The sequence below is a fragment of the Roseateles sp. Mitsp63 genome (genome assembly GCF_059491535.1).
This window is the reverse complement of sequence record NZ_CP168509.1, coordinates 2,649,951-2,676,374: the sequence shown is the minus strand read 5'-3', so window position 1 is coordinate 2,676,374 and position 26,424 is coordinate 2,649,951. Positions and strand designations below refer to the sequence as shown.

Here is a 26,424-nt window from a genome sequence, read left to right as displayed (position 1 = left end):
CGCATGTCCGCCCGAGTCCGATCGCGCGCCGCCCGCCGGCGCGTTCCCGCCCGCCAGTCCGGGTTCAGCCTGCTGGAGGTGAGCTTCGCGACGCTCGTGTCGATCGTGTTCTACGTCGGCGCGACGCGCCTGCGGCAGTTCGACCAGATGGTCGACATCGGACGCCATGCCGGCCAGAAACTGGCGGCCCTCAGCGACGGCGCGCGGCGCTACGTGCAGGCGCACGGCGCGGCGCTGGCCGCGCGGCCGGAGCGCTGCGCGGAGCTGGCGCTGGCCTCGGCCACGCGCGCCGCGCCGCCGCTGCCGCCGGACTGCGGCCTGCGGGTCGGCGACAAGCCGCCGGTGGCCAATGCGTTGCAACCCACCGCGCGGGAGCTCCAGGGGCTGGGCTTCATGGACGTCAATGACGCGCTGCCGTTCAAGCACGGCAAGCAGGTCATCGACGGGCGCACCGGCGCGCCCGCCGAGCCGCGCTGGGCCGTGTCCATCCGCTGCGTCGAGCATTGCGGCGCGGCGCCCGCGGCGGCTGGCGCCTCGGCGCCGGCGTTCTCCGTCACGGTGTTCAACACCCAGCCCTTCTTCGCCGCCGACGAACTGCCCTATGGCCACGGCGCGCAGCTGAACGCGGCGCTGCGGGCAGCCGGGCCGCATGGCGTGGCCTCCTGGCCCGGCGACACGCCGCGGGCCGCGAGCCAGCTGCGCGGGCCGAGCAGCCCCGCCGCCAGCAACCCGCTGCAGGGCGCGGCGCCCGGAGACGGCGTGCCGGGCGTGCTGGCCACCTTCCAGCGCGTGGGACCCGCCGCGCTGCCCCACGCCGCGCCCGCACCGGAGTGCGGAGGCGTCAGCGGCGCCGCCTGCCGGAACGGCTCGGCGCCGCCAACCGGGGCCTGGACGTTTGCGGGTCAGGACCTGACCGAGGTGGGACGGCTCGGTGTCCAAAGGGCTGCGGACGTTGGCGGCCTGTTGCAAGCCAATGGCGGCCTCGTGGTCAAGAATCCCGACGGCGGCATGGTGTCGCACGCGGGTCCCCTCGGGCGAAGCAGCAGCCAGATGGGTCCCATCTTCGAAGTCCACGGCAATGCGGTGGTGCGCAAGGGCCTGATCGTGGGCGGCAACCACTCCAACTACCTCTTCGATCCGAACGGGACCGGCGGCATGCAACTGGCCGGGAAGCTCACGATTCACGACGGCTATGCCGACCTGACGCAGCAACGCGGCGGCGAGGTCTTCGACCCGCGTCTCGCCGGGCTGCGGCTGCCGTTGCGCCAGCCCGGTCAGCCCTGCAACGACCAGGACAGCGACCCGCAATCCAGCGGCGGGAACATCGCGCTCTACAAGGACCCCGATCCCGCGCGAGGCGTGTTCGTCATGGCGTGCGGGCGCAACCGGACCTGGGTGAAGGCCAAAGGGGGCTGAGCCTCAGCCCCCATCCAGCTCACCCGACCCACTTCCGCGCGTTGCGGAACATCCGCATCCAGGGGCTGAACTCGCCGGCATCGCCGCCGGTCCAGCTCATCTGGATGTTGCGGAACACCCGCTCCGGGTGCGGCATCAGCGCGGTGAAGCGGCCATCGGCCGTGGTCACCGCGGTCAGGCCCTGCGGACTCCCGTTCGGGTTCAGCGGGTACTGCTCGGTGGGCTGGCCGTCGCCATCGACATAGCGCATCGCGCGCAGCACCTGGTCCGGGTTGCCGCGCTGCGAGAAGTCCGCGAAGCCCTCGCCGTGCGCGACCGCGATCGGCAGCCGGCTGCCGGCCATGCCGGTGAAGAAGATGCTCGGCGAATCGACGATCTCGACCTGCGCCAGGCGGGCCTCGAACTGCTCGCTGCGATTGCGCACGAACTTCGGCCAGTGCTGCGCGCCAGGGATCATCGGCGACAGCGCAGCCAGCATCTGGCAGCCGTTGCACACGCCCAGCGCGAAGCTGTCGGGGCGCGCGAAGAAGGCCTCGAAGGCCGCCTTCAGCACCGGATTGAACAGGATCGAGCGCGCCCAGCCCTCGCCGGCGCCCAGCGTGTCGCCGTAGCTGAAGCCGCCGCAGGCGACGAAGCCCTTGAAGTCCTTCAGGTCGACCGCGCCGGCCTGCAGGTCGCTCATGTGCACGTCGTAGGCGTCGAAGCCGGCCTGCGCCATCGCATACGACATCTCGACATGCGAGTTGACGCCCTGCTCGCGCAGGATCGCGACCTTCGGACGCACGCCGCTGGCGATGAAGGGCGCGGCGACATCGTCCTTGACGTCGAAGCTGGGCAGCCAGTGCAGGCCCTGGCCCGGCGCGCCGGCCAGCGCGTGTTCCTGGTCCGCGCAGGCGGGGTTGTCGCGCTCGCGGGCGATGCGCCAGGACACCTGATCCCATTCCTGCTGCAGCTCGTGCAGCGGCGCGGCGAAGACCTTCTTCGCGTCGCGCCAGACCTCGGCCTGCTTCGCGTCGTTGGTCTTGCCGACGACATGCGAGACCTTGGACAGGCCATGCGCGCGCAGCGTCTGCAGCACCGCGTCGCGGTCGCCCGTGGCGACCTGCAGCACGGCGCCCAGTTCCTCGTTGAACAGCGCCTTGAGCGTCAGTTCGTCGCGGCGGCCGCTGACCTGCGCGGCCCAGTTCTTGGAGTCGCCCACCTCGGCGCGGCTGTCACTGATGCCGTCGCCCTCGGTGACCAGCATGTCGACATTGAGGCTGACGCCGCGCTGGCCGGCGAAGGCCATCTCGACGGCGGCCGCGAACAGGCCGCCATCGCTGCGGTCGTGGTAGGCCAGCAGGCGGCCCTGGCCGCGCAGCTCATTGACCGCCGCCACCAGCGCCTTCAGCAGCGCCGGATCGTCGAGGTCGGGCACCTCGGGGCCGAACTGGTTCAGCGTCTGCGCCAAGATCGAGCCCCCCATGCGCATGCGGCCCTGGCCGAGGTCGACCAGGATCAGCGTGGTGTCGCCACCCTGCAGCTGCGGCGTCAGCGTGCCCCGCACGTCGCTGAGCGAGGCGAAGGCGGTGACGATCAGCGACACCGGCGCGGTGACCTGCTTCGTCGCGCCGTCCTCGGTCCAGCGGGTACGCATCGACAGCGAATCCTTGCCGACCGGGATCGACACGCCCAGCGCCGGGCAGAGCTCCATGCCCACGGCCTTGACGGTGTCGTAGAGCGCGGCGTCCTCGCCCGGCTCGCCGCAGGCGGCCATCCAGTTGGCGGACAGCTTCACGCGCGGCAGCTCGATCGGCGCGGCCAGCAGGTTGGTGATGGCCTCGGCCACGGCCATGCGGCCGGACGCGGGCGCGTCGACGGCGGCCAGCGGCGTGCGCTCGCCCATGCTCATCGCCTCGCCGGCGAAGCCCTTGAAATCGGCCAGCGTGACCGCGCAATCGGCCACCGGCACCTGCCACGGGCCGACCATCTGGTCGCGGTGGTTCAGCCCGCCGACGGTGCGGTCGCCGATGGTCACCAGGAAGCGCTTGCTGGCCACCGTCGGGTGGCGCAGCACGGTGCGCGCGGCCGTGGCCAGCTCGACGCCGTCCAGCGTCAGCGCGCCGCCCGAGCGCGCGACGCGCTTGACGTCGCGGTGCATCTTCGGCGGCTTGCCCAGCAACACGTCCATCGGCATGTCGATGGCGCGCTCGCCGCCGGCGCCGTCCTCGAGCACCAGTTCCCGCTCCCCGGTCGTCACGCCGACGACCGCGAACGGGCAGCGCTCGCGCTCGCACATCGCGGTGAAGAGCTCGAGGCTCTCCGGCGCGATCGCCAGGACATAGCGCTCCTGGCTCTCGTTGCACCAGATCTCCTTGGGCGCCAGGCCGCTCTCCTCGAGCGGGACCTTGCGCAGGTCGAAGGTGGCGCCGCGGCCGGCGTCGTTGACCAGTTCGGGGAAAGCGTTGGAGATGCCGCCCGCGCCGACGTCATGCACGGCCAGGATGGGATTGCGCCCGGCCAGGCCCCAGCAGTGGTTGATGACCTCCTGCGCGCGGCGCTGGATCTCGGGGTTGCCGCGCTGGACCGAGTCGAAGTCCAGGTCCGCGGTGTTGGTGCCCGCGGCCATCGAGCTGGCGGCGCCGCCGCCCATGCCGATGCGCATGCCGGGGCCGCCCAGCTGGATCAGCAGCGTGCCGGCGGGGAACTCGATCTTCTTCGTGAGGTCCGAGCGGATCGCGCCCAGGCCGCCGGCGATCATGATCGGCTTGTGATAGCCGCGGCGGATGCCGTCGACGTCCTGCTCGAAGACGCGGAAGTAGCCGGCCAGGTTGGGTCGGCCGAACTCGTTGTTGAACGCGGCGCCGCCGAGCGGGCCCTCGGTCATGATCTGCAGCGCGCTGGCGATGTGGGCCGGCTTGCCGACGGGGTGCTGCTCCCAGGGCTCGGACAGGCCCGGCAGGTGCAGGTTGGAGACCGAGAAGCCGGTCAGGCCGGCCTTGGGCTTGGAGCCGCGGCCGGTGGCGCCCTCGTCGCGGATCTCGCCGCCGGCGCCGGTGGAGGCGCCCGGATGCGGGGAGATGGCGGTCGGGTGGTTGTGCGTCTCGACCTTCATCAGCACATGGGCGGTCTCGGCGCGGGCCTCGTACCGGGGCGCGCGGCGGTCGCCGGCCGGCAGCCAGCGCTCGATCGCATGGCCTTCCATCACGGCGGCGTTGTCGGCGTAGGCGATGACGGTGTGCTGCGGCGACACCTTCTCGGTGTTGCGGATCATGCCGAACAGCGACAGCGGCTGCGCCTGGCCGTCGATGGTGAACTCGGCGTTGAAGATCTTGTGGCGGCAGTGCTCGCTGTTGGCCTGCGCGAACATCATCAGCTCGACGTCGCTCGGGTCGCGGCCCAGCTTCCGGAAGGCGGCGGCCAGGTAGTCGATCTCGTCGTCGGACAGCGCCAGGCCCCAGGCGGCATTGGCCTCCTCGAGCGCCGCGCGGCCGCGGCCGCTCACGTCCACGTGGGCCAGCGGCTGGGCCTGCCTGTCGTCGAACAGATGGGCGGCGGCCTCGCGCGACAGCAGCACGCTCTCGGTCATGCGGTCGTGCAGCAGCGCGGCGCAGGCCAGCAGCTCCTGCTCGGACAGCGGCTTGGCGCCGCCGGTCAGGCCGGCCAGCAGGCCCGACTTCAGCGTCAGGCGGAATTCGGTGACGCGCTCGACGCGGTGGATCGCCAGGCCGCAGTTGTGGGCGATGTCGGTGGCCTTGGAGGCCCAGGGGCTCAGCGTGCCCAGGCGCGGGGCGACGACGATCAGCGCGCCGTCCGACGGGCCTTCGTAGCGGTCCCCGTAGTCCAGCAGCGCGGCCAGCCTGGAACGGCCCTCGGCGTCGATCGCGGCATCGGTCCAGACCCAGTGCACGTGGCGCGCGTGGACGGTGGCGATGCGCTCGCTGACGGCCTGCAGGCGCGCCAGCAGCGCCGCGGACCGGAAGGACGAGAGGGCATTGCCCCCCTCGAAGTGAATCAGGTGCTTGGGGGTATTGGTGCTGGCCATGGGATCCCGGGGGGTTTGCGCCGCGCGCGCCGCGGCGGTGAGCCCGGCATTCTAGCCAGCGCGGCCGGACGGCCCGGGTTTACCCCCTGGGGGGCGCTCGCGTCAGCGCCCGGTCAGAGCCCGGTCAGCGGCCGGTCAGCGGCCGCTCGGCCCCCATTCAGCGCCCCATTCAGCGCCCCATTCAGCGGCACTCGGTGAGGCGCTCCAGCGCCAGGTGCAGCTGCTGGTCGGCGAGCTTGCCGCGCAGCGGCTGGACCCAGGCGCCCGGGGCGCCGGTGGTCAGCGACTTCAGCGCCAGCACCTTCACCGGCTCGGGCTGGGCCGGGCGGTCGCGATCCAGCGACCACCAGCCGTCCGGGACGGTGCAGGTCATGCCTTCGGCCACGGCGGCATTGACCGCGCCGGGCGCCGCGGCCGCGCTCGCGGCCAATACAAGAGTCGCCGAACCTGATGACAACAGGCCTGCAAAAGCACGCAACATCTCGTCTACTCCCTGAACTGTTTGAGTGACCGAATGTATCGGCGTCCCATGACGTAACTCGGTGGGAAGACCGCCGTTCGCACCGGCACCTCACCCTCATTCGCGGGGTGGCGCTCGTCAGGCGGATGAGGCTGGACCGAGGCAGGCATGCGCGCCGGCCTGGCATCGGGGGTGCCGGTTCAGCCCCCGGTGGCGGCGGGCTCTTCCGGATGGCGGATGGCGGCTGTCATGGCTTGTCGCTACATTGACCGGTTTGGACCGGCGGACGCTTCCGAGGAGGCCAGGCGCGCGCGGGTCGTTCATCGCCACTGGAGACCACCATGTCCCGCAAGACCCCCATCGAGCACTACCGCAACATCGGCATCTCGGCGCACATCGACGCCGGCAAGACGACGACGACGGAGCGCATCCTGTTCTACACCGGGGTCAATCACAAGATCGGCGAGGTGCACGATGGCGCCGCGACGATGGACTGGATGGAGCAGGAACAGGAGCGCGGCATCACGATCACGTCGGCCGCGACGACCTGCTTCTGGAAGGGCATGGACCTGTCCTACCCGGAGCACCGCATCAACATCATCGACACCCCGGGGCACGTGGACTTCACCATCGAGGTGGAGCGGTCCATGCGCGTGCTGGACGGCGCGGTGATGGTGTACGACTCGGTGGGCGGCGTGCAGCCGCAGTCCGAGACGGTCTGGCGCCAGGCCAACAAGTACAAGGTGCCGCGGCTGGCCTTCGTGAACAAGATGGACCGGATCGGGGCGGACTTCTACCGCGTGCGCCAGATGATGGTGGACCGGCTGAAGGCGAACCCGGTGCCGATCGTGCTGCCGATCGGCGCGGAGGACCAGTTCAAGGGCGTGATCGACCTGCTGAAGATGAAGGCGATCGTCTGGGACGACGCGTCGCAGGGCATGAAGTTCGAGTACCAGGAGATCCCCGCCGACCTGAAGGCCAAGGCCGTGGAATGGCGCGAGAAGATGGTCGAGGCGGCGGCCGAGGCGGACGAGGAGCTGATGAACAAGTACCTCGAGAGCGGCGAGCTGGACGAGGCGGAGATCAAGCGCGCGATCCGGCAGCGCACGATCGCGGGCGAGATCCAGCCGATGCTGTGCGGCACGGCGTTCAAGAACAAGGGCGTGCAGCGGATGCTGGACGCGGTGATCGATTTCATGCCGTCGCCGGTCGACATTCCGCCGGTGCATGGCACCGACGACGACGAGCAGGACACGACGCGCCGGGCCGATGACAACGAGAAGTTCAGCGCCCTGGCCTTCAAGCTGATGACCGACCCGTACGTGGGTCAGCTGACCTTCGTGCGGGTGTACTCGGGCATCCTGAAATCGGGGGATTCGGTGTTCAACCCGACGCGCGGGAAGAAGGAGCGCATCGGCCGGATCCTGCAGATGCATGCGAACCAGCGCGAGGAGATCAAGGAGATCCTGGCCGGGGACATCGCGGCCTGCGTGGGCCTGAAGGACGTGACGACGGGCGAGACGCTGTGCGATCCGGAGTCGATCATCACGCTGGAGAAGATGGTGTTCCCGGAGCCGGTGATCTCGCAGGCGGTGGAGCCCAAGACCAAGGCGGACCAGGAGAAGATGGGCATCGCGCTGGGCCGGCTGGCGGCGGAGGATCCGTCCTTCCGGGTGCGCACGGACGAGGAGTCGGGGCAGACCATCATTTCCGGCATGGGCGAGCTCCATCTGGAGATCATCGTCGACCGGATGAAGCGTGAGTTCGGTGTCGAGGCGAACGTGGGCAAGCCGCAGGTGGCGTACCGGGAGACGATCCGCAAGTCGGTGAGCGACGTGGAAGGCAAGTTCGTGCGCCAGTCCGGCGGCAAGGGCCAGTACGGGCACGTGGTCTTCACGGTGGAGCCGCAGGAAGCGGGCAAGGGCTTCGAGTTCGTGGACGCCATCAAGGGCGGCGTGGTGCCGCGCGAGTACATCCCGGCGGTGGAGAAGGGGGTGATCGACACCCTGCCCAATGGGGTGCTGGCGGGGTATCCGGTGGTGGACGTGAAGGTCACGCTGACCTTCGGCTCGTACCACGACGTGGACTCGAACGAGAACGCGTTCAAGATGGCGGCGTCGATGGGCTTCAAGGAGGCCTGCCGCCGCGCGAGCCCGGTGATCCTGGAGCCGATGATGGCGGTGGAAGTGGAGACGCCGGAGGACTATGCGGGCACGGTGATGGGTGACCTGTCCAGCCGGCGCGGCATGGTGCAGGGCATGGACGACATGGTCGGGGGCGGGAAGATCATCAAGGCGGAGGTGCCGCTGTCGGAGATGTTCGGCTACTCGACCTCGCTGCGCTCGGCGACGCAAGGCCGCGCGACGTACACGATGGAGTTCAAGCACTACAACGAGGCGCCGAAGAACGTGGCGGACGCGATCATGACGTCGCGGGCCAAGTGATCGGAAGCGATGAGCGGATCGGCGCTTGAAGCGCCGAAACGGACGGGCCGCATGCGCGGCCCGTTTTTCTTTCAACAGCGCCGGGAGGCGCCAATCCGCTTGATGCGCAGCACGAAGCCTCAGGCCGTGTGGGCTGACTCCAGCCTCGGTTGACGGGTCATTCGATGAGACGGGCCTCCAGACGTCCCGTGTTCTCGTCCTTCGAGACATCGACCGTGAACAGCGTCGACATCGCGTAACTGCCTGTCGGCGGGCCGAGCACCAGGGACTTCGTCCCGAGTACGCCGTCGTCGAGCGAGGCGACCTGCACCGTGGCCGTCCTGCCTTGCGCGCGGGAGTAGTTGGCCACCGACACGATGTAGCGCCCGAGTTTCAGTCGACGAGGATCACACGACGCGTAGTAGTGCTCGGGGCCGATCTCCCGCGTGTTGTCGACGTCCAGGGCGCCTGCGCCCCCTTCCCGGGCTCCGTAGTACACCTTCCTTCCGCCTGGCTCGTAGACATGCAGGTCGACGTCGCCGGCGCCGTCCCAGGTCAAGGTGACCGTGAAGGTGCCAGCTTGGGCGATCTTTCGGCCGGGGAGCAGTACGCCCAGCGCGTGGCGCACGTGCTCGTCGATGCGGCCCGACACGCTGAGCGCGGGGTTCAGGTAGATCTCGACCAACCCATGACCGAGCAGGTCCTTCCTTCCGTTCTCGCCGGGAGGCCTCGATGCATAGGGCGGAATCGTGGACGTCACCGTCGGAACCCCGCCAGCGAGCCGGAGCCCGTTGATCACCAGATCCAGGTCCGCCAACGTGTACTGGCCATTCACCCGCTCCGATGCCGGAGCAATGTGCACCATCTGCACCGAATTCGGCGTGGAGGTCTTCATGGCATGGGCGTAGGCGGCGTTGGCGAAGAGGTTGCCTTGCGAATGGGCGATCAACAGTAGCGCGTTGCCCTCCAGCAGGAGCCTGTCGATCAGGGTGCGATGGACCAGTTGCTCGACCTCGCTCGGCGGCGCGGCGATCACCGATGTCATCATGCGCATCAACTTGGCGTCGGCCCAGCTCATGAAGCCGGCAAAGAGCCCGCCCAATTCGGGAGCGGCCTTGAGGATCTTGTCCCACTTCGATCCGCCGCCGTGCCAGGCCTCCAGGAAGAGCTCGAAGCGCCCCGCCAGCACGCCGTTCTTTTCCTTCAGTCGTTGCTCGAAGACTTCGACGAAGTCTTCGAAGCCGGCGCTGTTGTTGTAGAAGAGTTCGTAGCGGAGCACATGCCCTTGGCTGCTTCGAGCGTCATATCGTTTGGTGATTCGACGCAAGGTGTCTTCCGCGCTCTCACGTGTGGTTCTGACTCCATTGAAGTAGCCGACGGTGACGAACGTTCTCTGGCAAGGAAGCTGTTCCGTATCAATGCACGCGCCCGTCCTTGGCAGAGTCAGCGTGCAGAGCACCAATGCCCAAACGGCAAGTGTGTTATTCACAGCCGTCTCCTTCCGGCATCCTGAAAACCTGACCGCTCAGCGCGCGATCAAATCTAAGGTACGCCAGCAAGCGCGCCTTCGTGTTGGTAGTCAGCGAGTGCAGCTGCGCGCGATGCTGAGACCCCGCCGCATCGTCGTGATCGAACTTGCTGCTGAAGCACGCCAAGTCCCGTGTATGCCGTCGGGCGACCTCCATGAGCCGGACATGGTTCGAAAGATCGACGAGCAGTGTTTGCTGGATCGTCTTCGTCAATCTGATTGCTGCTTCCCGCTGAGCGGGATCACCAAAGCTGCGATCGATGTAGCGGTCCAGGTCGTCGCGAATGCCATTGCCGTCGGCATCGATGCCGGTCAGCGAGTCAGTCCGGTCCAGGATGGGCAACTCGCCTCGCGCCTCGAGGTCCGCAATCGCCTTGGCGAGCGAAGCGTGGTCATCGCCCGGATCCTGTTCGTTCGCAGCCGGCGCGGCAGGCGACGTTCCTTCCGGCACTGGCTCGGAGGAAGTGCCGCGCGGAACATCCACACCGCCCTCGTGCGACGCCGAACGATCAGCCTCGCCCGTTTGGGCGACATCGCTCCTCAACAACAACCAGACTGCCGCACCGTTCGCCGCCACGGCGGCGACACCGATCGTCACTGTCAACCACATCTTCCATTGCACTTGGAGCTCCTTGGCATGGCCACGAAACCCCACAGTGACCGGAACAGCGGAAGCCGCCCAGCCCTCCCCCATTTGGCTGTGAACCGATGTGAACCCAACCACCGCTCAACGACCGGTCTATACGACCCTCGGAGAAATCCGCCCCAGCCCCACTCCAAAACTCGAGCATGGATACCTCAAGCAACAAGCGGTTCTCAGAGCAAAAGGCCGCCGCCGATCGGTGGCTGCCTCAGGCATTTTCCGAGCCGCAGAAAATACTGGACAGGGCCCGCGAGGGAGAATCCGGCGTATCGACTGCTGCCTTCCTCGCTGTCGCCAATCGGGCGCCAAACCTCTGGGGAACTCCTTCCCATTCGGCCGACGACTGGATTCCCACCCGGATTCAATCATTCGACTGGCTCGACAGAGCCGCCAGGAATGGTGATTTCTACGCCATGTGGCTCTACGGCGGTCAGGCGGAGGTGCTCTTTTCTCAAGCCCCGGACCTCTCCGACGCAGACCGACAAGCCATCGAGTCAAAGGCGCGCGGCCATCTCTTCTCGCTGATTTCGAATGGCGTCCTCGAAGCGTTTCCGACAACGGCCGGCTACTACTTCGACGGAACACTCGGAAAAAGGGATCTGTCAAAAAAAGCTTCTGAAAATACTGAGAGAAAACCCGCTGACTCCAGCGATCGGAATCCGAATCTGATAGCGGGTCCACCCTGTTCATATCTGCCACCAGCAGATTGATCCAAACCGGACGCAGCCATCGGCGCGTTCCTCGCACTGCCATTCGTCACGCCCTCGCAAACCCTCCCGGGTTAGCCCGGGACCGCCGAATATGCTCCCGGCACTCTTCATCCCAGGGTGCTCCATGCCGACCAAGACGCTCACGAAGCCGACCCCGCTCACCAGCCTCTTCACCGTCACGCCCGCCCGCGCGGGCGTGATCGCTTTCGGGCTCGCGCTGCAGGCCGCGGCGTTCGCCGCCGACGCCCCCACCGCTGCGCCCGCGCCCGCCGCCGCGGCCTCCGCGCCCAAGTGGAACGTCAACCAGCCCCCCGGCGACAAGAAGACCGCGACGCTCGACATCCGCTCCGGCACCTGGATGTCCGTCGATGTCAGCCCCGACGGCAAGCGCGTCGTCTTCGACCTGCTCGGCGACCTCTACGTGATGCCCATCGAAGGCGGCGAAGCCAAACCCCTCACCCACTCCATCGCCTGGGAGATGCAGCCCCGCTTCTCCCCCGACGGCAAGCAGATCGCCTTCGTCTCCGACGCCGGCGGCGGCGACAACATCTGGGTCATGGACGCCGATGGCGCCAACGCCCGCGCCCTCACCACCGAAGACTTCCGCCTGCTCAACAACCCCGTCTGGCACCCCAGCGGCAAGTACATCGCCGCCCGCAAGCACTTCACCGGCACCCGCTCGCTGGGCAGCGGCGAGATCTGGCTCTACCACCTGGACGGCGGCAAGGGCCAGCAGCTCAACGAGAAGCCCAACTGGCAGAAGGACCTCGGCGAGCCCGCGCTCTCGCCCGACGGCAAGTACCTCTACTACTCGCAGGACAGCACCCCCGGCCGCCAGTTCGAATACAACAAGGACAGCAACGGCGAGATCTTCCGCATCTACCGCCAGGACCTGACCGACGGCACCACCGAGCCCTTCGTCACCGGCGCCGGCGGCGCGATCCGTCCCACGCCCTCGCCCGACGGCAAGTACCTGGCCTTCATCCGCCGCCTGCGCGACGCCTCGGGCGGCCGCACCGCCCTCTTCCTCAAGGACCTCAAGACCGGCCGCGAGTTCCCCGCCTGGACCGGCATGGAACGCGACCTCCAGGAGTCCTGGTCCGTCCACGGCGTCTACCCCGGCATCGCCTGGATGCCCGATGGCAAGCAGCTCGTCGCCTGGGCCCAGGGCAAGCTCTGGCGCATCGATCCCTTCAAATCCAGCGCCGCCGAGATCCCCTTCCATGTGAAGGACGAACGCCAGGTCTCCCCCGCCGTCCGCTTCGCGCATGAGGTCGCGCCGCCCTCCTTCGACTCGAAGATGCTGCGCTGGGTGAAGGTCTCGCCCGATGGCCGCCGGGTCGTGTTCTCGTCCGCCGGCTACCTCTACGCCAGCGAGCTGCGCGACGGCCTGCCCACCGGCGAAGCGAAGCGCCTCACCGCGCAGACCGATCGCTTCGAATACTTCCCCTCGTTCTCGCGCGACGGACGCCAGCTCGTCTACGTCAGCTGGAACGACGCCGAGCAGGGCCGCGTGCGCACGCTCGACCTGGCCAGCGGCCGCGACACCGTCGTCACGCCCGAACCCGGCAAGTACCTGTCCCCGGCGTTCTCGCCCGACGGCAAGGCCATCGCCTATCAGAAGGCCAAGGGCGGCTACCTGACCTCGCCCTGGAACAGCCTGGAGCCCGGCGTCTACATCGCCTCGGCCGACGGCAAGGGCCAGCCGCGCCGCGTCACCAAGGACGGCGAGGCGCCGCAGTTCGGCGCCGACAACGACACGCTCTACGTCACCCGCCGCCAGCAGACCGGCGAGGTCGACGGCAACCATCAGCTCATCCGCCTGAGCCTGACGGAGCACAGCGAGCTCGCCGTCGCCAAGAGCGAATTCGCGACGCGCTTCACCGTGTCGCCCGATGGCCAGTGGCTGGGCTTCACCGAACGCTTCCACACCTACGTCACGCCGCTCGCGCCCGCGGGCAAGCTGCAGACCGTCGGTCCCAAGGCCGACGCGATGCCGGTGAAGATGCTCGACGTCAACGCGGGCGACGACCTCGATTGGTCCGGCGACGGCAAGTCCCGGCCCTATGCGCTGCATTACGCGCTCGGCAACGAGCTCTTCACCGTGCCGCTCGCGCAGGCGCTGCAGCCGGGCTTCAAGCCGGCCGAGCATGGCGCGCCCATCAAACTGACCCTGACCGCCGACAAGCCCAAGGGCCGCATCGCGATCGTCGGCGCGCGCATCGTCACGATGAACGCGAGCAAGCCCGACGAGGTCATCGAGGACGGCGCCATCCTGGTCGACGGCGACCGCATCGCGGCCATCGGGCCGCGCGCGTCGGTCGCCATCCCCGCCGGCACGGAAACGATCCAGGCCGGCGGCAAGACCGTGATCCCGGGCCTGATCGACGCGCACTGGCACGGCACCATGGCCGAGAGCGAGATCATTCCGCAGCAGAGCTGGATCAACTACGCCTCGCTGGCCTTCGGCCTGACCACGCTGCACGATCCGTCCAACCGCACCAGCGACATCTACACGCAGTCCGAGATGCAGCGCACCGGCCGTGTGGTGGGACCGCGGATCTTCTCGACCGGCACGGTGCTCTACGGCGCGAAGGCCGACTTCAGCGCGGTGATCAACAGCCTGGAGGACGCGCAGACGCATCTGAAGCGCCTGAAGTCGGCCGGCGCGATCAGCGTCAAGAGCTACAACCAGCCGCGCCGCGATCAGCGCCAGCAGGTGCTGGAGGCCGCGCGCGAGACGCGGATGATGGTCGTGCCCGAGGGCGGCTCGCTGTTCCAGATGAACATGAGCATGGTCATCGACGGCCACACCGGCATCGAGCACGCGCTGCCCGTGGCCAAGGTCTACGACGACGTGAAGCAGCTCTGGCCGCAGACGCAGGTCGGCTACACGCCGACGCTGAACGTGGCCTATGGCGGCCTCGACGGCGAGCACTACTGGTACGCGCGCACCGACGTGTGGCGCCATCCGATCCTCAGCAGGTTCGTGCCCAAGGCGGTGCTCGAGCCGCGCAGCGTGCGACGCGAGACGGCGCCCGAGGAAGACTTCAACGTCATCCAGGTCGCGAAGACCGCGACCGAGCTGCAACGCGCCGGCGTGGCGGTGAACATCGGCGCGCACGGCCAGCGCGAAGGGCTCGGCGCCCATTGGGAGATGTGGATGATGGGGCTGGGCGGCATGTCCTCGCTGGAGGCGATCCGCACGGCGACGCTCAATCCGGCACGCTACCTGGGGCTGGACAAGGACATCGGCTCGCTCGAGCCGGGCAAGCTCGCGGACCTGGTGATCGTCGACGGGGATGTGCTCAAGGACATCCGGCAGAGCGATCGCATCTCACAGGTCATGCAGGGCGGCAAGGTCTTCGACATCCCGTCGATGAACGAGGTCTGGCCCGCGAAGAAGGCGCGCAAGCCGTTCTTCTTCGATGGCGCCAATGCGAGCGCGCCGGTCGATGCGGAGGCAGCGGGCGTGGAGAACGGGCACGGGCATGGGGATTGACCTCGCGCCTTTCTTCTTTCTTATCCCCTCGCCCCCGTGAGGGGGAGAGGGTGAGGGAGAGGGGGCTCGTCGCAGAGCACCGACTTCCTTCCACGTTCCCCCTCTCCCCTGCCCTCTCCCCCATAGGGGGCGAGGGAGTTCTTGCCGAGAGGGAATGGATAAGCGCTAGGGAGTTCTTGCGGCGAGGGAATGGATGAACGCGAGGGAACTCTTGCCGCGCGGAATGGATGAACGCGAGAGAGTCGTTGCGGCGGCGAGCGCCGCCGCCTTCACGCCTTGCCGGTCGATCCGAAGCCGCCCTCGCCGCGCGAGGACGCATCGAAGTCCTCGACCACGCGGAAGCTCGGCTGCACCACCGGCACGATGACCATCTGCGCGATGCGCTCCATCGGCTGGATCACGAACGTGTCCTTGCCGCGGTTCCACACGCTGACCATCAGCTGCCCCTGGTAGTCCGAATCGATCAGCCCCACCAGGTTGCCCAGCACCACGCCGTGCTTGTGACCCAGCCCCGAGCGCGGCAGGATCATCGCCGCCAGCCTGGCGTCGCCGATGTGGATCGCCAGCCCCGTCGGCACCAGCACCGTGTCGCCCGGCGCCAGCGTCAGCGCCTCGTCCAGGCAGGCGCGCAAGTCCAGGCCGGCGCTGCCGGCCGTCGCGTAGGCGGGGAGCTGCTCGGCCATGCGGCGGTCGAGCACCTTCAGATCAATGGTGGTCATGGAATCAACGGAAAAGGGAAATCGGTCGCCCGCGCGCCGCCGCGCTCAGGCTGCATAGGTCGTCAGCCGCTGCGCGATCTCGCGCACCAGCTCCCGCGCCAGCGTCAGCTTGTCGGCGCGCGACAGCTCGCGCTCGCCGCGCGCATCCACCAACGTCAGCGCGTTGTCGTCCTGCCCGAAGGTCGCCGGGCCGACGTTCGCCACGATCAGCGGCACGTTCTTGCGCTGGCGCTTCTCGCGCGCATGCTTGATCAGGTCCTGGCTCTCCGCCGCGAAGCCCACGCACAGCGGCGGATGCGCCAGCGCGGCGACCGTCGCCAGGATGTCGGGGTTCTCCGCCAGCGCCAGCGCGGGCGCGACCGCCTCGCCAGCCTTGGCGTTCTTCTTGATCTTGTGCTCGGCCGCCTGCGCCGGACGCCAGTCCGCCACCGCCGCCGTCGCCACGAACACCTGATGCGTCGCCGCCCGCGGCAGCACCGCGTCCAGCATCTCGCGCGCGCTCTGCACGTCCACGCGCGTCACGCCCAGCGGCGTGGGCAGATGCACCGGACCCGCCACCAGCGTCACCTCGGCCCCGGCCTCCGCCGCGGCGCGCGCGATCGCGAAACCCATCTTGCCGCTCGAGCGGTTCGTGATGCCCCGCACCGGATCGATCGCCTCGTAGGTCGGCCCGGCCGTGATCAGCAGCTTGCGCCCCGCCAGCACCTTCGGCTGGAAATGCGCGATCACATGCTCCAGCAGCTGCTGCGGCTCCAGCATGCGGCCGTCGCCGACCTCGCCGCAGGCCTGGTCGCCGCTGCCCACGCCCAGCACGCGCGCGCCATCGGCCTGCACCTGCGCCAGGTTGCGCTGCGTCGCCGGATGGGCCCACATCTCGCGGTTCATCGCCGGCGCGAGCAGCAGCCCGCAGCGCTGCGCCGGGCGCGCCAGCGCCGTCAGCGACAGGAGTTCGTCCGCGCGTCCCTGCGCCAGCTTGGCGATCATGTCGGCGCTGGCCGGCGCGATCAGCATCACGTCCGCCTCGCGCGTCAGGTTGATGTGCGCCATGTTGTTCTCGGGGCGCGCATCCCATTGGCTGGTGAACACCGGCCGGTTCGACAGCGCCTGCATCGTCACCGGCGTGATGAAGGCCTCGGCGGCCTCGGTCATCACGACCTGCACCGTCGCGCCAGCCTTCACCAGCAGCCGGGTCAGCTCGGCGATCTTGTAGCAGGCGATGCCGCCGGACAGGCCCAGCAGCACGTGCCGGCCGGCGAGGGAGTTGGATTCGGACATGGGGCGGAACTCTACCAGCGCGACCTTTTCGCGCGCCCTGAAAGGCCTTGCAGGCACGGTCGCGACTGACCTTGGTCATCCACCGCCCTGCCCTCGCGGCCCGCCGGGCGGTCGTGGATGCGGGATTCAGCCCTGGCGCTTGAACACCAGGTCCCAGACGCCATGGCCCAGCTTCAGGCCGCGGTGCTCGAACTTGGTCAGCGGGCGGTATTCCGGCTTGTCGGCGTAGCCGTCGGGGCGGGCCGAGCCGTTGACCAGGTCCGGATCGGCGGCCAGCACCTCCAGCATCTGCTGCGCGTAGGGTTCCCAGTCGGTGGCCAGGTGCAGGTAGCCGCCCGGGGCCAGGTGTTGCACCAGCTTGGCGATGAACGGCGGCTGCACCAGGCGGCGCTTGTTGTGCCGCTTCTTGTGCCAGGGATCGGGGAAGTAGATGTGCACGCCGGCCAGCGAGCCCTTCGGGATCATGGCGTCCAGCACCTCGACGGCGTCGTGCTGGAAGATGCGAATGTTGGGGATGTCCTGCTCGCCGATCAGCTTCAGCAAGGCGCCGACGCCGGGCTCGTGGACCTCGCAGCCGATGAAGTCGACATCAGGCAGCGTGCGGGCGATCTGGGCGGTCGGGCCGCCCATGCCGAAGCCGATCTCGAAGACCACCGGGGCCTTGCGGCCGAAGACGGCTTCGTAGTCGAGCGCCTCGGGCTTGAACGGCAGCACGAACTTCGGGCCCAGTTCCGCGAGCGCCTTGATCTGCCCCGTGCCCATGCGGCCGGCGCGCACGACGAAGCTGCGGATGCGGGCGCGCGGGTGGTGGACGCCCTCGCCCGCCGGCGAATCGCCGGCGTCGTCGCTATCGATGGGATCGTCGATGGGGTCGATGGAATCGGACATGTCGGGAATCAGGGAACGAGGGGCGGGATTCTATCGGCCAGCATTGATGGACTTCGAAGACCCCTCTCCCCTGCCCTCTCCCCGCAAGCGGGGCGAGGGAGTTGAAATCGTCCCCTCACCAGAACCATTCCTTCGCCAGAACCATTCCTTCGCCAGAACCATTCCTTCGCCAGAACCATTCCTTCGCCAGAACCATTCCTTCGCCAGAATCATTCCTTCGCCAGAATCATTCCTTCGCCAGAATCATTCCCTCGCCCCCGCGAGGGGGAGAGGGCGAGGGAGAGGGGGCTGTCCCGCAGTCAACCGAGTTCGGCCATGACCAGGGGCGCCGGCATCCAATGCGGCGAGTCCTCGATGCTGACCGCCTCCAGCACCTGCGCGATCGCGCGATCCGCGGACGCCTCGTCCGCCGCGTGGACGAAGGCGATCGGATCGCCCGCCGACACCACGTCGCCCAGTTGCGCGAAGCGATCCAGCCCGACCCGCATGTCCAGCGCGTCGCCCGGCAGACGCCGCCCGCCGCCCAGTTCCACGATCACCAGCCCGATCTCTCGCGTCTTCATCCCGACGACGCGCCCCGCGCGCGGCGCGGGCACCGCCCGCACGACCGGCGCCGCGGCCAGGTAAGCCTCCGGCCTTTCCATCAGATCCGCCGGCCCGCCCAGCGCCGCGACCATCTTCGCGAAACGCTCCGCCGCCGCGCCGCTGTCCAGCGCCGCCTGCAGCTTCACCCGTGCGGCCGCCGTGTCGGGCGCGAGCCCGCCCAGCACCAGCATCTCCGCGCACAGCGCCAGCGTCAGCTCGTGCGTGCGCGCCTCGCGGGGCCTATCGCCCTTCAAATACTCGATGGCCCCGCGCACCTCCAGCGCGTTGCCCACTTCCCAGCCCAGCACTTGGTTCATGTCGGTGATCAACGCCCGCGTGCGCAGCCCCGCCCCGCCCGCGACGTCGACGATGCTCCGCGCCAGCTCCTGGCCGAACGCCGGCGTCGCCGCGAACGCGCCATTGCCGCACTTGATGTCCATCGCCAGCCCTTGCAGGCCCGCCGCGAGCTTCTTGGACAGGATGCTGGCGGTGATCAGCGGCACGCTCTCGACCGTGGCCGTGATGTCGCGCACCGCGTAGAAGCGCTTGTCCGCCGGCGCCAGGTCGCTGGTCTGGCCGATGATGGCGCAGCCCAGCGTGCGCGCGATGCGATCGAAGTCCGCCGGGTCCGGCGTCGTCGTGTAGCCCGGGATCGCCTCGAGCTTGTCGACCGTCCCGCCCGTGTGCCCCAGCCCGCGCCCCGCGATCATCGGCACGTAGCCGCCGCAGGCCGCCACCATCGGCGCGATCATCAGGCTCAGCTTGTCGCCGACACCGCCGCTCGAGTGCTTGTCCAGCACCGGACCGGGCATGTCCGGCCAGGCCAGCACGCGGCCGCTGCGCATCATCGCGCGCGTCAGCGCCACCGCCTCGTCGCGCCCCATGCCGCGCAGGAACACCGCCATGCCGAGCGCCGCCACCTGGCCTTCGCTCCAGCTGCCGTCCACCAGCCCGCGCACGAAGTGCTGGATCTGTGCCTCGTCCAGCGCGCGCCCTTCGCGCTTGGCCCGAATGATTTCCTGCGCCAGCATCTGCCGCGTCCCCTCGATCTGTGTTGTCGTCGTGCGGTCCGCGCGCCGCGGACCCTCGCGGCCTGCCGCCGCGCCGCGCTCAGTACGCGGCGCTGATCGCCGCGCTGTCCTGTCCGGCCAGCACCGCCTCGATGTCGCCGAGCAGCCCGCTCGCGCCGAAGCGCAGGCGCTGCGGCGTCAGCGCGCCCGCGCCGAGCGCCTCCTCCGCCAGCTGCAGATAGGCGCGCGCATCCGCCACCGAGCGGATGCCGCCCGAGGCCTTGAAGCCCGCGTTGCCGAGCCCGCTGCCCGCGATCTCGCGCAGCATCGCCTTCGCCGCCTCCGGCGTCGCCGACACCTTGGTCTTGCCGGTGCTGGTCTTGACGAAGTCCGCGCCGGCCATCAGCGCCTGGCGCGTGGCCTCGGCGATGCGCGCGGCCGAGCCCAGCTCGCCCGATTCGATGATGACCTTCAGCGTCAGCGGACGCGTGGCATGGCGCACCTCGGACAGGAATTCCCCCACCTCGGTCGACTGCCCCGCCATCAGCGCGCGGTACGGCAGCACCACGTCCACCTCCTGCGCCCCGGCCTGCGCGATCGCGTCGATCTCGGCCAGCACGCGCGGCAGGTCCAGGCCGCCATCGGGGAAGTTGGCGACCGCCGCGACGCGGATGTCCTTGGGCAGCGCGGCGCGCGCCTGCGCGACGAACTTCGGCCACACGCACACGGCGGCCACATGGCCGCGCTCCGGCGCGCCGATGGCGCGCGCGCACAGCGCCTCGATGTCCGCGGCGGTGTCGCCGTCGTTCAGGCTGGTCAGGTCCAGGCATTGCAACGCCAGTCGCGCCGCGCGTTCAAGACTGATCTCGGTCTTCATCGACTACTCCCTACTGATCCACCCCGGCGCCGCCACACCCGTGGCACGCCGCGACCGGGGCGGGCGCCCCGATCTTGCACCTTCCGGACGATCAGCCCTTGAGCGATTCCAGCGTCGCCAGCGAGGCCAAGTACTGCCCCAGGAAGGCCGAGGCGCGCTCGCTCGAGGCCTTGGCCTGCTGCAGCGTCAGCGCGTGCGTGATCGCCTCGTCCGACATGCCGGCGGCCATGTTGGTGATCAGCGCCAGGCCCGCCACGCGCAGCCCGGCGTGACGCGCCAGGATGGTCTCCGGCACGGTGCTCATGCCCACCGCGTCCGCGCCCCAGGCCGCGAACATGCGGATCTCGGCCGGCGTCTCGAAGTGCGGACCGACGGCCCACACGTACACGCCTTCGGTCAGCACGCGGTTGTGCTCGCGCGCGACCTTGAAGCCCTGCTCGCGCAGCTCGCGGTCATAGGCGACGCTCATGTCGCAGAAGCGGTCGCTGCCCGGCAGGCCCGTCAGCGGCGAACGCTGCGGCGCGTTGATGTGGTCCGAGATCAGCATCAGGCTGCCCGGCGGCTGGTGCGAGCGCAGGCTGCCCGACGCGTTCGTCAGCACCAGCACCTTCACGCCCCAGGCCTTGAGCGAGCGGATCGCGCCGGCCATGCCGGTGCAGTCGCCGCTCTCGTAGGTGTGCGCGCGGCCGCGCAGCATCGCCACGCGCTGCTGGCCGACGCGGCCGACCGCGATCTCGGCCACGTGGCCCTCGACCTTGGGCTGCGGGAACGCCGGCAGCTGCGCGTACGGCAGGTGCTTCGCGTCCTGCAGCTGGTCGACGGCGCCGGCCCAGCCGGACCCCAGCACCACGGCGACTTCGGGACCTTGCTCGCCGAAGGTGGCCTTCAGCGTGGCGATGGACGTGGTGATGGCGGCGTCGAGTTCGGCGCCTTGCAGGGGCATGGACATGGTTTTCTCCTGTCGCGGCCGGCATGGCCGCGTCAATGTCAGTTCTTCAGATGGTCGGGACCGAAGCTCGCCGGCAGCAGCTGCTCCAGGGTCCAGTGCGCGCGCACGCCGCTGGCGTCGCCCGCGATCACGATCAGCTCCTCGGGCCGCGCGAACTCGCGCAGCTTCTGGCGGCAGCCGCCGCAGGGCGTGATGATCTCCGAGCCCGCGCCCGTCACCATCACCGCCCGCGCGATGCGCCCGCCGCCCATGATCATGTGGCCCAGCGCGTTGGTCTCCGCGCACCAGCCCTGCGGATAGGCGGCGTTCTCGATGTTGCAGCCGGCGTGGATGCGGCCGTGCTCGTCCAGCACCGCGGCGCCGACGAAGTACTTCGAATACGGCGCATGCGCATGCTGGCGCGCGTCCAGCGCCGCCTTCAGCAGCCGGGCGACGAGCTCGGCCGGCAGCGGGATCGAGGCGATCGGGTCGTGGCTCATGATCAGCGCTCCTTCACGTACGGCTTGCTGAGCGCCTTGGGCGCGATGGCCTGGCCGATGAAGCCGGCCAGCAGCACCACGGTCAGGAGGTAGGGCAGCGCCTGGATCAGCTGCACCGGCACCTCGCCGATGCCCGGCAGCGACACGCCCTGCAGGCGGATCGCGACGGCGTCCAGGAAGCCGAACAGCAGGCAGGCGCACAGCGTCGGCACCGGCTTCCACTTGCCGAAGATCATCGCGGCCAGCGCGATGAAGCCGCGGCCCGCGGTCATGTTGGGCGAGAACGAGGCGTTCTGCGCCAGCGTCAGGTAGGCGCCGCCCAGGCCGCACAGGACGCCGTTGAGCGCCAGCGCGGTGTAGCGCAGCCGCGGCACCGACACGCCGGCCGCATCGACCATCGCGGGGTTCTCGCCGACCGCGCGCAGGCGCAGGCCGGGACGGGTGCGCTCCAGGAAGAACCACACCACCGCGACCAGCGCGAAGGCCAGGTAGACCAGCGCGTTGTGGCTCAGCAGGCCATGGCCGATCACCGACGCGAACCAGCTGCCGGGCACCGGCTCGGCCCATTGCGGCAGCAGGCCGGTGATGCGCTGCGCGGCCTCGATCGGCGGCGTCTGGCCGCCCTGCGCGAACCAGGCGATGCCCAGCACCACCGTCAGGCCCGCGGCCACCATGTTCAGCGCGACGCCGGACACCACCTGGTCACCGCGGTGCGTCACCGTCGCGAAGCCATGGATCATCGACATCGCGATGGCCACGCCGATCGCGGCCAGCAGGCCCAGCGCCGTCGAGTGCGACACGCTGGCCACCGCCGCCGCGGCGAAGGCGGCCGACAGCATCTTCCCTTCCAGGCCGATGTCGACCACGCCGGAACGCTCCGACAGCAGCCCGGCCAGCGCCGCGAACAGCAGCGGCGTGGTGACGCGCAGCGTCGACGCCAGCACCGAGCCGATCAGCACCTCATCCATGGGACTTCCCTTCCGCCGCGCGCTGCCTGCGCGCGAACGAGCCATAGAGCTTCGCGAACATCGGCGCGCTCACCATCGCCATCGCGCCGGCGAACAGCACGATCAGGCCCTGCACCGTGACCACCATCTCGCGGCTGAAACCCGGCACGTCGAACGACACCTCGACCCCGCCTTGATAGAGCGTGCCGAACAGCAGCGAGGCCAGCACGATGCCCACCGGATGGTTGCGGCCCATCAGCGCCACGGCGATGCCGGTGAAGCCGGCGCCGGCGACGAAGTCCAGCGTCAGCTTGCCCTGCACGCCGGCGATCTCGTTGACGCCGACCAGTCCGGCCAGCGCGCCCGACAGCCCCATCGCCGCCAGCACCTGCCAGCGCGGCCGGATGCCGGCGTAATGGGCGGCGCCCGGATTGGAGCCGACCGCGCGCAGCACATAGCCGGCGCGGCTCTTCCACAGGAACCACCAGACGAAGACGCAGGCGGCCAGCGCCAGAAGGATGGACAGGTTCAGCGGCGAGGACGGCCACTCGATGCCCAGCTTCGCGAGCAGCTCATGCACGGCGGGCATGCGGGCGGAGTCCGCGAAGGCGTCGCTCTCCACCGACATCGAGCCCGCCGGGCGCAGCCAGTTCACCAGCAGGTAGCCGTTCAGGCCCGCGGCCAGGAAGTTGAACATGATCGTCGTGATCACGACGTGGCTGCCGCGCCAGGCCTGCAGGTAGCCGGGCACCGCGGCCCAGAGCATGCCCAGCAGCGCCGCGGCCACGATCGCCAGCGGGATCATCACGATGCCGGGCAGCCTGGGCGCCAGCCACAGCGACAGCAGCGCCACGCCGATGCCGCCCAGCGTCGCCTGCCCTTCCCCGCCGATGTTGAACAGCCCGCCGTGGAAGGCGACCGCCACCGCCAGGCCGGTGAAGATGAAGGTGGTCGTGTAGTACAGCGTGTAGCCCAGGCCGCGCGCGCTGCCCAGCGCGCCGTCCAGCAGCACGGTCAGCGCCTGCACCGGGCTCGCGCCGATCAGCAGCACCACGCCGCCGGCCACCGCCAGCGCGATCAGCAGGTTCCACAGCGGCAGCAGGACCAGGTCCATCCAGCGCGGCATCTGCAAGGCTTGGGCGCTCATGCGGCTTTCTCTTGGGTGGGGGACGCCGACATCAGCATTCCCAGGTTCTTCTCGGAGCACTCGTCGATCGCGAGCTCTCCGGTGATGCGGCCGGCGTTCATGACGATGACGCGGTCGGCCAGCGCCAGGATCTCGTCGAGCTCGCTCGACACGACCAGGATCGCGCAGCCGGCATCGCGCAGGCGGCGCAGCTGGTTGTGGATGAATTCGATCGCGCCGATGTCGACGCCGCGCGTGGGCTGGCCCACCAGCAGCACGGCCGGCTGCTGGCCGATCTCGCGGGCCAGGATCAGCTTCTGCTGGTTGCCGCCGGAGAACTTGGACGAGCCCAGCTCCGCGTTGCGCGGGCGCACGTCGAAGCGCTCCATCATCTCGGCGGTCTGCGCGCGCAGGTGGCGCTGGTTCATGCCCAGCCCGAGCGGGCCGGCGCAGTACTGGTCCTGCCCGTGATAGCCCAGCGCGGCCGTTTCCCAGGCCGGGAAGCTCAGCACCATGCCCAGCGCGTGGCGGTCCTCCGGCACGTGGGCGAGCTTGAGCTCGCGCGCGGTGCGCGGATCCATCCAGGCATCGGCCTGGAAGTCGCGGCCCGCGACGTGCAGCGCGCCCGCGTCGGGCGCGCGCATGCCGGCCAGCACTTCCAGCAGTTCGCTCTGGCCGTTGCCGGACACGCCGGCCACGCCGACGATCTCGCCCGGACGCAGCGCCAGCGTCGCCTGGCTCAGCAGGTGCACGCCGGAGCCGGTGTCGCTCGCCACCGTCAGGCCGTCGGCCTTCAGCACCGGCTGGTCCGACCGCGGCTTGACCGCGCCGCCGTCACGGCCCAGGTTGACCTTGCGGCCGACCATGCTCTCGGCCAGGTCCTCGGGGCTCGTGTCGGCGATCGCGGCCGTCTTGATCACGGTGCCCGCGCGCATCACGGTCACCGCGTCGCACAGCGCCATCACCTCGCGCAGCTTGTGCGTGATCAGCAGGATGGTCGTGCCGCGCTCGCGCAGGCGGCGCAGCACGTCGAACAGCTGGTCGGTCTCCTGCGGCGTCAGCACCGCGGTGGGCTCGTCCAGGATCAGGATCCGGGCGCCGCGGTACAGCGCCTTCAGGATCTCCAGCCGCTGCAGCTCGCCCACCGGCAGATCGGCCACCGTCGCGTCCAGCCGCACCGTCAGGCCGGTGTCGCGCATCAGCGTCTCGAGCTCGCGGCGCACCTGGCGCTTGGCGCGCGACAGGAAGAACGCCGGCTCGGCGCCCAGCATCACGTTGTCCAGCGCGGACAGCGTGTCCACCAGCATGAAGTGCTGATGGACCATGCCGATGCCCAGCGCGATGGCCTGATGCGAATTCGCGATCGAGACGCGCTGGCCGTCGATCTCGATGTGGCCCTCGTCGGCGTGGTAGTAGCCGTAGAGGATCGCCATCAGCGTGCTCTTGCCGGCGCCGTTCTCGCCGACCAGGCCGTGCACCGTGCCGCGCTCCACCGCGAGGCTCACCGCCCGGTTGGCCTGCACCGCGCCGAAGCGCTTGGAGATCTCGCACAGACGGACCGCGGGCGCGGCGGCGCCGCGTGGAGGCTGTGTCATGTCAGGAACGCTCGCTCGCGAGGGTCAGTTCTTGCAGGCGTTGTCCGCCATGTAGTCGGCGACCTTGATCTTGCCGGCGATGATGTCGGCCTTGTAGGCGTCGACCTTGGCCTTGACCGCGGGCGCGATCAGCTTGGCGTTGTTGGCGTCGACGGCGTACTCCACGCCGCCTTCCTTCAGGCCCAGCACGCTGATGCCGGGCTTCCATTCCTTGAGCACGTTGTAGACGGCCACGTCCACGCGCTTGACCATCGAGCTCAGCATGGTGCCGGGCTGCAGGTGGTTCTGGTTGCTGTCCACGCCGATGGCGAGCTTGCCGGCGTCCTTGGCGGCTTGATAGACACCGACGCCGGTGCCGCCGGCCGCGGCGAACACCACGTCCACGCCCTTGGCGAACTGCGCCTTGGCCAGCTCGCCGCCGCGGGTCGGATCGTTCCAGGCCGAGGCGGTCGTGCCGGTCATGTTCTTGAAGACCTCGACCTTGGGATTGGCGACCTTCGCGCCCTGCTCATAGCCGCACTCGAACTTGCGGATCAGCGGGATGTCCATGCCGCCGACGAAGCCCACCTTGGCGGTCTTGCTGGTCAGCGCGGCCAGCGCGCCGACGAGGAAGCTGCCTTCCTGCTCCTTGAACAGCACCGACTGCACGTTGGGCTGGTTGACCTTCTCGTCGATGATGACGAACCGGGTCTTGGGGAAGTCCTTGGCGACCTGGTTCAGCGCCGAGGCCTGCGCGAAACCGACCGAGATGATCGGGCTCGCGCCCCGCTCGGCCATGCGGCGGATGGCCTGCACGCGCTGGGTCTCGTTGCTGATCTCGAACTCGAGGTACTTGCCGCCGGTGTCCTTCTTCCACTGCTCGACGCCGCGGTAGGCGGCCTCGTTGAACGACTTGTCGAACTTGCCGCCCATGTCGAAGATCACCGCCGGGGTGGTCTGCGCGGCCGCCGCGCCAGCCAACAGGGCCAGGGCCAGTCCAGCGGCGATCGGGGAGAACGACAGGGAGGGCTTCATCATTTGCGGTCTCGTTGCGAGGGTGAGGAGCAACCGGGCATTTTATGAAGGCGCGAGTGTAAGCGACGTCAAGGAAAACGCTAAACGTTTGCGCGCTCATCAAATCAAGGGCCGCTTCACTAAGGAGAGTCATTGACGCCGACCTGGAAGAGGGATTGAAAGCCGGCTTCGGTTCCATCGCTCACGGCTTCTCCGCAGTCCGCCCCAAGGTTGACCGAACCCTCACCCCGGGCATGCACGGCAAGTTGAGAATC

General features: G+C 69.2%; 19 protein-coding genes. 4 read left to right on the top strand and 15 right to left on the bottom strand.

The window, feature by feature from the left end; all coding sequences use genetic code 11:
- Positions 1–3 precede the first annotated feature (3 nt).
- Positions 4–1,416: a hypothetical protein gene (locus ACEN96_RS11750; RefSeq protein WP_495588192.1), complete on the top strand. Its 1,413-nt coding sequence runs from the start codon at positions 4–6 to the stop codon at positions 1,414–1,416.
- A 19-nt stretch (positions 1,417–1,435) separates the two neighbouring features.
- Here the strand turns inward: ACEN96_RS11750 and purL are convergent, their stop codons facing one another.
- Together purL and ACEN96_RS11740 are read right to left on the bottom strand one after the other, a co-directional pair.
- Positions 1,436–5,440, bottom strand: a complete 4,005-nt coding sequence (gene purL, locus ACEN96_RS11745) for a phosphoribosylformylglycinamidine synthase (protein ID WP_495588191.1) — start codon at positions 5,438–5,440, stop codon at positions 1,436–1,438.
- A gap of 181 nt (positions 5,441–5,621) precedes the next feature.
- Positions 5,622–5,870 carry a hypothetical protein gene (locus ACEN96_RS11740; RefSeq protein ID WP_495588190.1) on the bottom strand — a complete coding sequence of 83 codons (249 nt, stop codon included), beginning with the start codon at positions 5,868–5,870 and terminating at the stop codon, positions 5,622–5,624.
- A gap of 371 nt (positions 5,871–6,241) precedes the next feature.
- On the opposite strand from ACEN96_RS11740, the gene fusA reads away from it, so the two are divergent.
- A complete protein-coding gene (gene fusA / locus ACEN96_RS11735) occupies positions 6,242–8,344 on the top strand; it encodes an elongation factor G (protein WP_495588189.1) in 2,103 nt (700 codons plus the stop codon).
- Positions 8,345–8,501: 157 nt separating this feature from the next.
- Here fusA and ACEN96_RS11730 read toward each other — a convergent pair whose 3' ends face one another.
- Complete coding sequence (locus tag ACEN96_RS11730) at positions 8,502–9,650, bottom strand: YfaP family protein (RefSeq protein ID WP_495588188.1); 1,149 nt, start codon at positions 9,648–9,650, stop codon at positions 8,502–8,504.
- 154 nt (positions 9,651–9,804) lie between these two features.
- Positions 9,805–10,473, bottom strand: a complete 669-nt coding sequence (locus ACEN96_RS11725; protein ID WP_495588187.1) for a hypothetical protein — start codon at positions 10,471–10,473, stop codon at positions 9,805–9,807.
- Between the two features lie 167 nt (positions 10,474–10,640).
- On the opposite strand from ACEN96_RS11725, the gene ACEN96_RS11720 reads away from it, so the two are divergent.
- Positions 10,641–11,204: a hypothetical protein gene (locus ACEN96_RS11720; protein ID WP_495588186.1), complete on the top strand. Its 564-nt coding sequence runs from the start codon at positions 10,641–10,643 to the stop codon at positions 11,202–11,204.
- Between the two features lie 124 nt (positions 11,205–11,328).
- Complete coding sequence (locus ACEN96_RS11715; RefSeq protein WP_495588185.1) at positions 11,329–14,706, top strand: amidohydrolase family protein; 3,378 nt, start codon at positions 11,329–11,331, stop codon at positions 14,704–14,706.
- 269 nt (positions 14,707–14,975) lie between these two features.
- Here the strand turns inward: ACEN96_RS11715 and dut are convergent, their stop codons facing one another.
- The 11 genes from dut to ACEN96_RS11660 all read right to left on the bottom strand — a co-directional run bounded on the left by dut (position 14,976) and on the right by ACEN96_RS11660 (position 26,173).
- Positions 14,976–15,425 (bottom strand): dUTP diphosphatase, encoded by a 450-nt coding sequence (gene dut / locus ACEN96_RS11710; RefSeq protein ID WP_495588184.1) that lies wholly within the window; start codon positions 15,423–15,425, stop codon positions 14,976–14,978.
- 45 nt (positions 15,426–15,470) lie between these two features.
- Complete coding sequence (coaBC, locus tag ACEN96_RS11705) at positions 15,471–16,700, bottom strand: bifunctional phosphopantothenoylcysteine decarboxylase/phosphopantothenate--cysteine ligase CoaBC (protein WP_495588183.1); 1,230 nt, start codon at positions 16,698–16,700, stop codon at positions 15,471–15,473.
- A gap of 126 nt (positions 16,701–16,826) precedes the next feature.
- Complete coding sequence (gene trmB / locus ACEN96_RS11700) at positions 16,827–17,588, bottom strand: tRNA (guanosine(46)-N7)-methyltransferase TrmB (protein ID WP_495588182.1); 762 nt, start codon at positions 17,586–17,588, stop codon at positions 16,827–16,829.
- Between the two features lie 299 nt (positions 17,589–17,887).
- A complete protein-coding gene (deoA, locus tag ACEN96_RS11695) occupies positions 17,888–19,204 on the bottom strand; it encodes a thymidine phosphorylase (RefSeq protein ID WP_495588181.1) in 1,317 nt (438 codons plus the stop codon).
- 79 nt (positions 19,205–19,283) lie between these two features.
- Positions 19,284–20,060: a deoxyribose-phosphate aldolase gene (gene deoC / locus ACEN96_RS11690; RefSeq protein ID WP_495588180.1), complete on the bottom strand. Its 777-nt coding sequence runs from the start codon at positions 20,058–20,060 to the stop codon at positions 19,284–19,286.
- Between the two features lie 91 nt (positions 20,061–20,151).
- On the bottom strand, positions 20,152–21,009 hold the full coding sequence (locus ACEN96_RS11685) for a purine-nucleoside phosphorylase (RefSeq protein WP_495588179.1): 858 nt from the start codon (positions 21,007–21,009) through the stop codon (positions 20,152–20,154).
- Positions 21,010–21,047: 38 nt separating this feature from the next.
- A complete protein-coding gene (locus tag ACEN96_RS11680) occupies positions 21,048–21,488 on the bottom strand; it encodes a cytidine deaminase (RefSeq protein WP_495588178.1) in 441 nt (146 codons plus the stop codon).
- A 2-nt stretch (positions 21,489–21,490) separates the two neighbouring features.
- Positions 21,491–22,456, bottom strand: coding sequence for an ABC transporter permease (locus ACEN96_RS11675; protein WP_495588177.1), 966 nt, complete (start codon positions 22,454–22,456; stop codon positions 21,491–21,493).
- Complete coding sequence (locus tag ACEN96_RS11670) at positions 22,449–23,582, bottom strand: ABC transporter permease (protein ID WP_495588176.1); 1,134 nt, start codon at positions 23,580–23,582, stop codon at positions 22,449–22,451. Before ACEN96_RS11670 ends, ACEN96_RS11675 begins: the two co-directional genes overlap by 8 nt.
- Positions 23,579–25,156, bottom strand: coding sequence for an ABC transporter ATP-binding protein (locus ACEN96_RS11665; protein ID WP_495588175.1), 1,578 nt, complete (start codon positions 25,154–25,156; stop codon positions 23,579–23,581). The genes ACEN96_RS11670 and ACEN96_RS11665 overlap by 4 nt, the downstream gene beginning before the upstream one ends.
- Before the next feature lie 24 nt (positions 25,157–25,180).
- On the bottom strand, positions 25,181–26,173 hold the full coding sequence (locus tag ACEN96_RS11660; RefSeq protein ID WP_495588174.1) for a BMP family lipoprotein: 993 nt from the start codon (positions 26,171–26,173) through the stop codon (positions 25,181–25,183).
- Between the last annotated feature and the right edge of the window lie 251 nt (positions 26,174–26,424).

What these genes read in the sequence shown, in the direction of transcription:
- ACEN96_RS11750 (WP_495588192.1), top strand. Translation starts at nt 4, where the DNA reads ATGTCCGCCCGAGTCCGATCGCGCGCCGCCCGCCGGCGCGTTCCCGCC.
- purL (WP_495588191.1), bottom strand. Translation starts at nt 5,440, where the DNA reads ATGGCCAGCACCAATACCCCCAAGCACCTGATTCACTTCGAGGGGGGC.
- fusA (WP_495588189.1), top strand. Translation starts at nt 6,242, where the DNA reads ATGTCCCGCAAGACCCCCATCGAGCACTACCGCAACATCGGCATCTCG.
- ACEN96_RS11720 (WP_495588186.1), top strand. Translation starts at nt 10,641, where the DNA reads ATGGATACCTCAAGCAACAAGCGGTTCTCAGAGCAAAAGGCCGCCGCC.
- ACEN96_RS11715 (WP_495588185.1), top strand. Translation starts at nt 11,329, where the DNA reads ATGCCGACCAAGACGCTCACGAAGCCGACCCCGCTCACCAGCCTCTTC.
- dut (WP_495588184.1), bottom strand. Translation starts at nt 15,425, where the DNA reads ATGACCACCATTGATCTGAAGGTGCTCGACCGCCGCATGGCCGAGCAG.
- coaBC (WP_495588183.1), bottom strand. Translation starts at nt 16,700, where the DNA reads ATGTCCGAATCCAACTCCCTCGCCGGCCGGCACGTGCTGCTGGGCCTG.
- trmB (WP_495588182.1), bottom strand. Translation starts at nt 17,588, where the DNA reads ATGTCCGATTCCATCGACCCCATCGACGATCCCATCGATAGCGACGAC.
- deoA (WP_495588181.1), bottom strand. Translation starts at nt 19,204, where the DNA reads ATGCTGGCGCAGGAAATCATTCGGGCCAAGCGCGAAGGGCGCGCGCTG.
- deoC (WP_495588180.1), bottom strand. Translation starts at nt 20,060, where the DNA reads ATGAAGACCGAGATCAGTCTTGAACGCGCGGCGCGACTGGCGTTGCAA.
- ACEN96_RS11685 (WP_495588179.1), bottom strand. Translation starts at nt 21,009, where the DNA reads ATGTCCATGCCCCTGCAAGGCGCCGAACTCGACGCCGCCATCACCACG.
- ACEN96_RS11680 (WP_495588178.1), bottom strand. Translation starts at nt 21,488, where the DNA reads ATGAGCCACGACCCGATCGCCTCGATCCCGCTGCCGGCCGAGCTCGTC.
- ACEN96_RS11675 (WP_495588177.1), bottom strand. Translation starts at nt 22,456, where the DNA reads ATGGATGAGGTGCTGATCGGCTCGGTGCTGGCGTCGACGCTGCGCGTC.
- ACEN96_RS11670 (WP_495588176.1), bottom strand. Translation starts at nt 23,582, where the DNA reads ATGAGCGCCCAAGCCTTGCAGATGCCGCGCTGGATGGACCTGGTCCTG.
- ACEN96_RS11665 (WP_495588175.1), bottom strand. Translation starts at nt 25,156, where the DNA reads ATGACACAGCCTCCACGCGGCGCCGCCGCGCCCGCGGTCCGTCTGTGC.
- ACEN96_RS11660 (WP_495588174.1), bottom strand. Translation starts at nt 26,173, where the DNA reads ATGATGAAGCCCTCCCTGTCGTTCTCCCCGATCGCCGCTGGACTGGCC.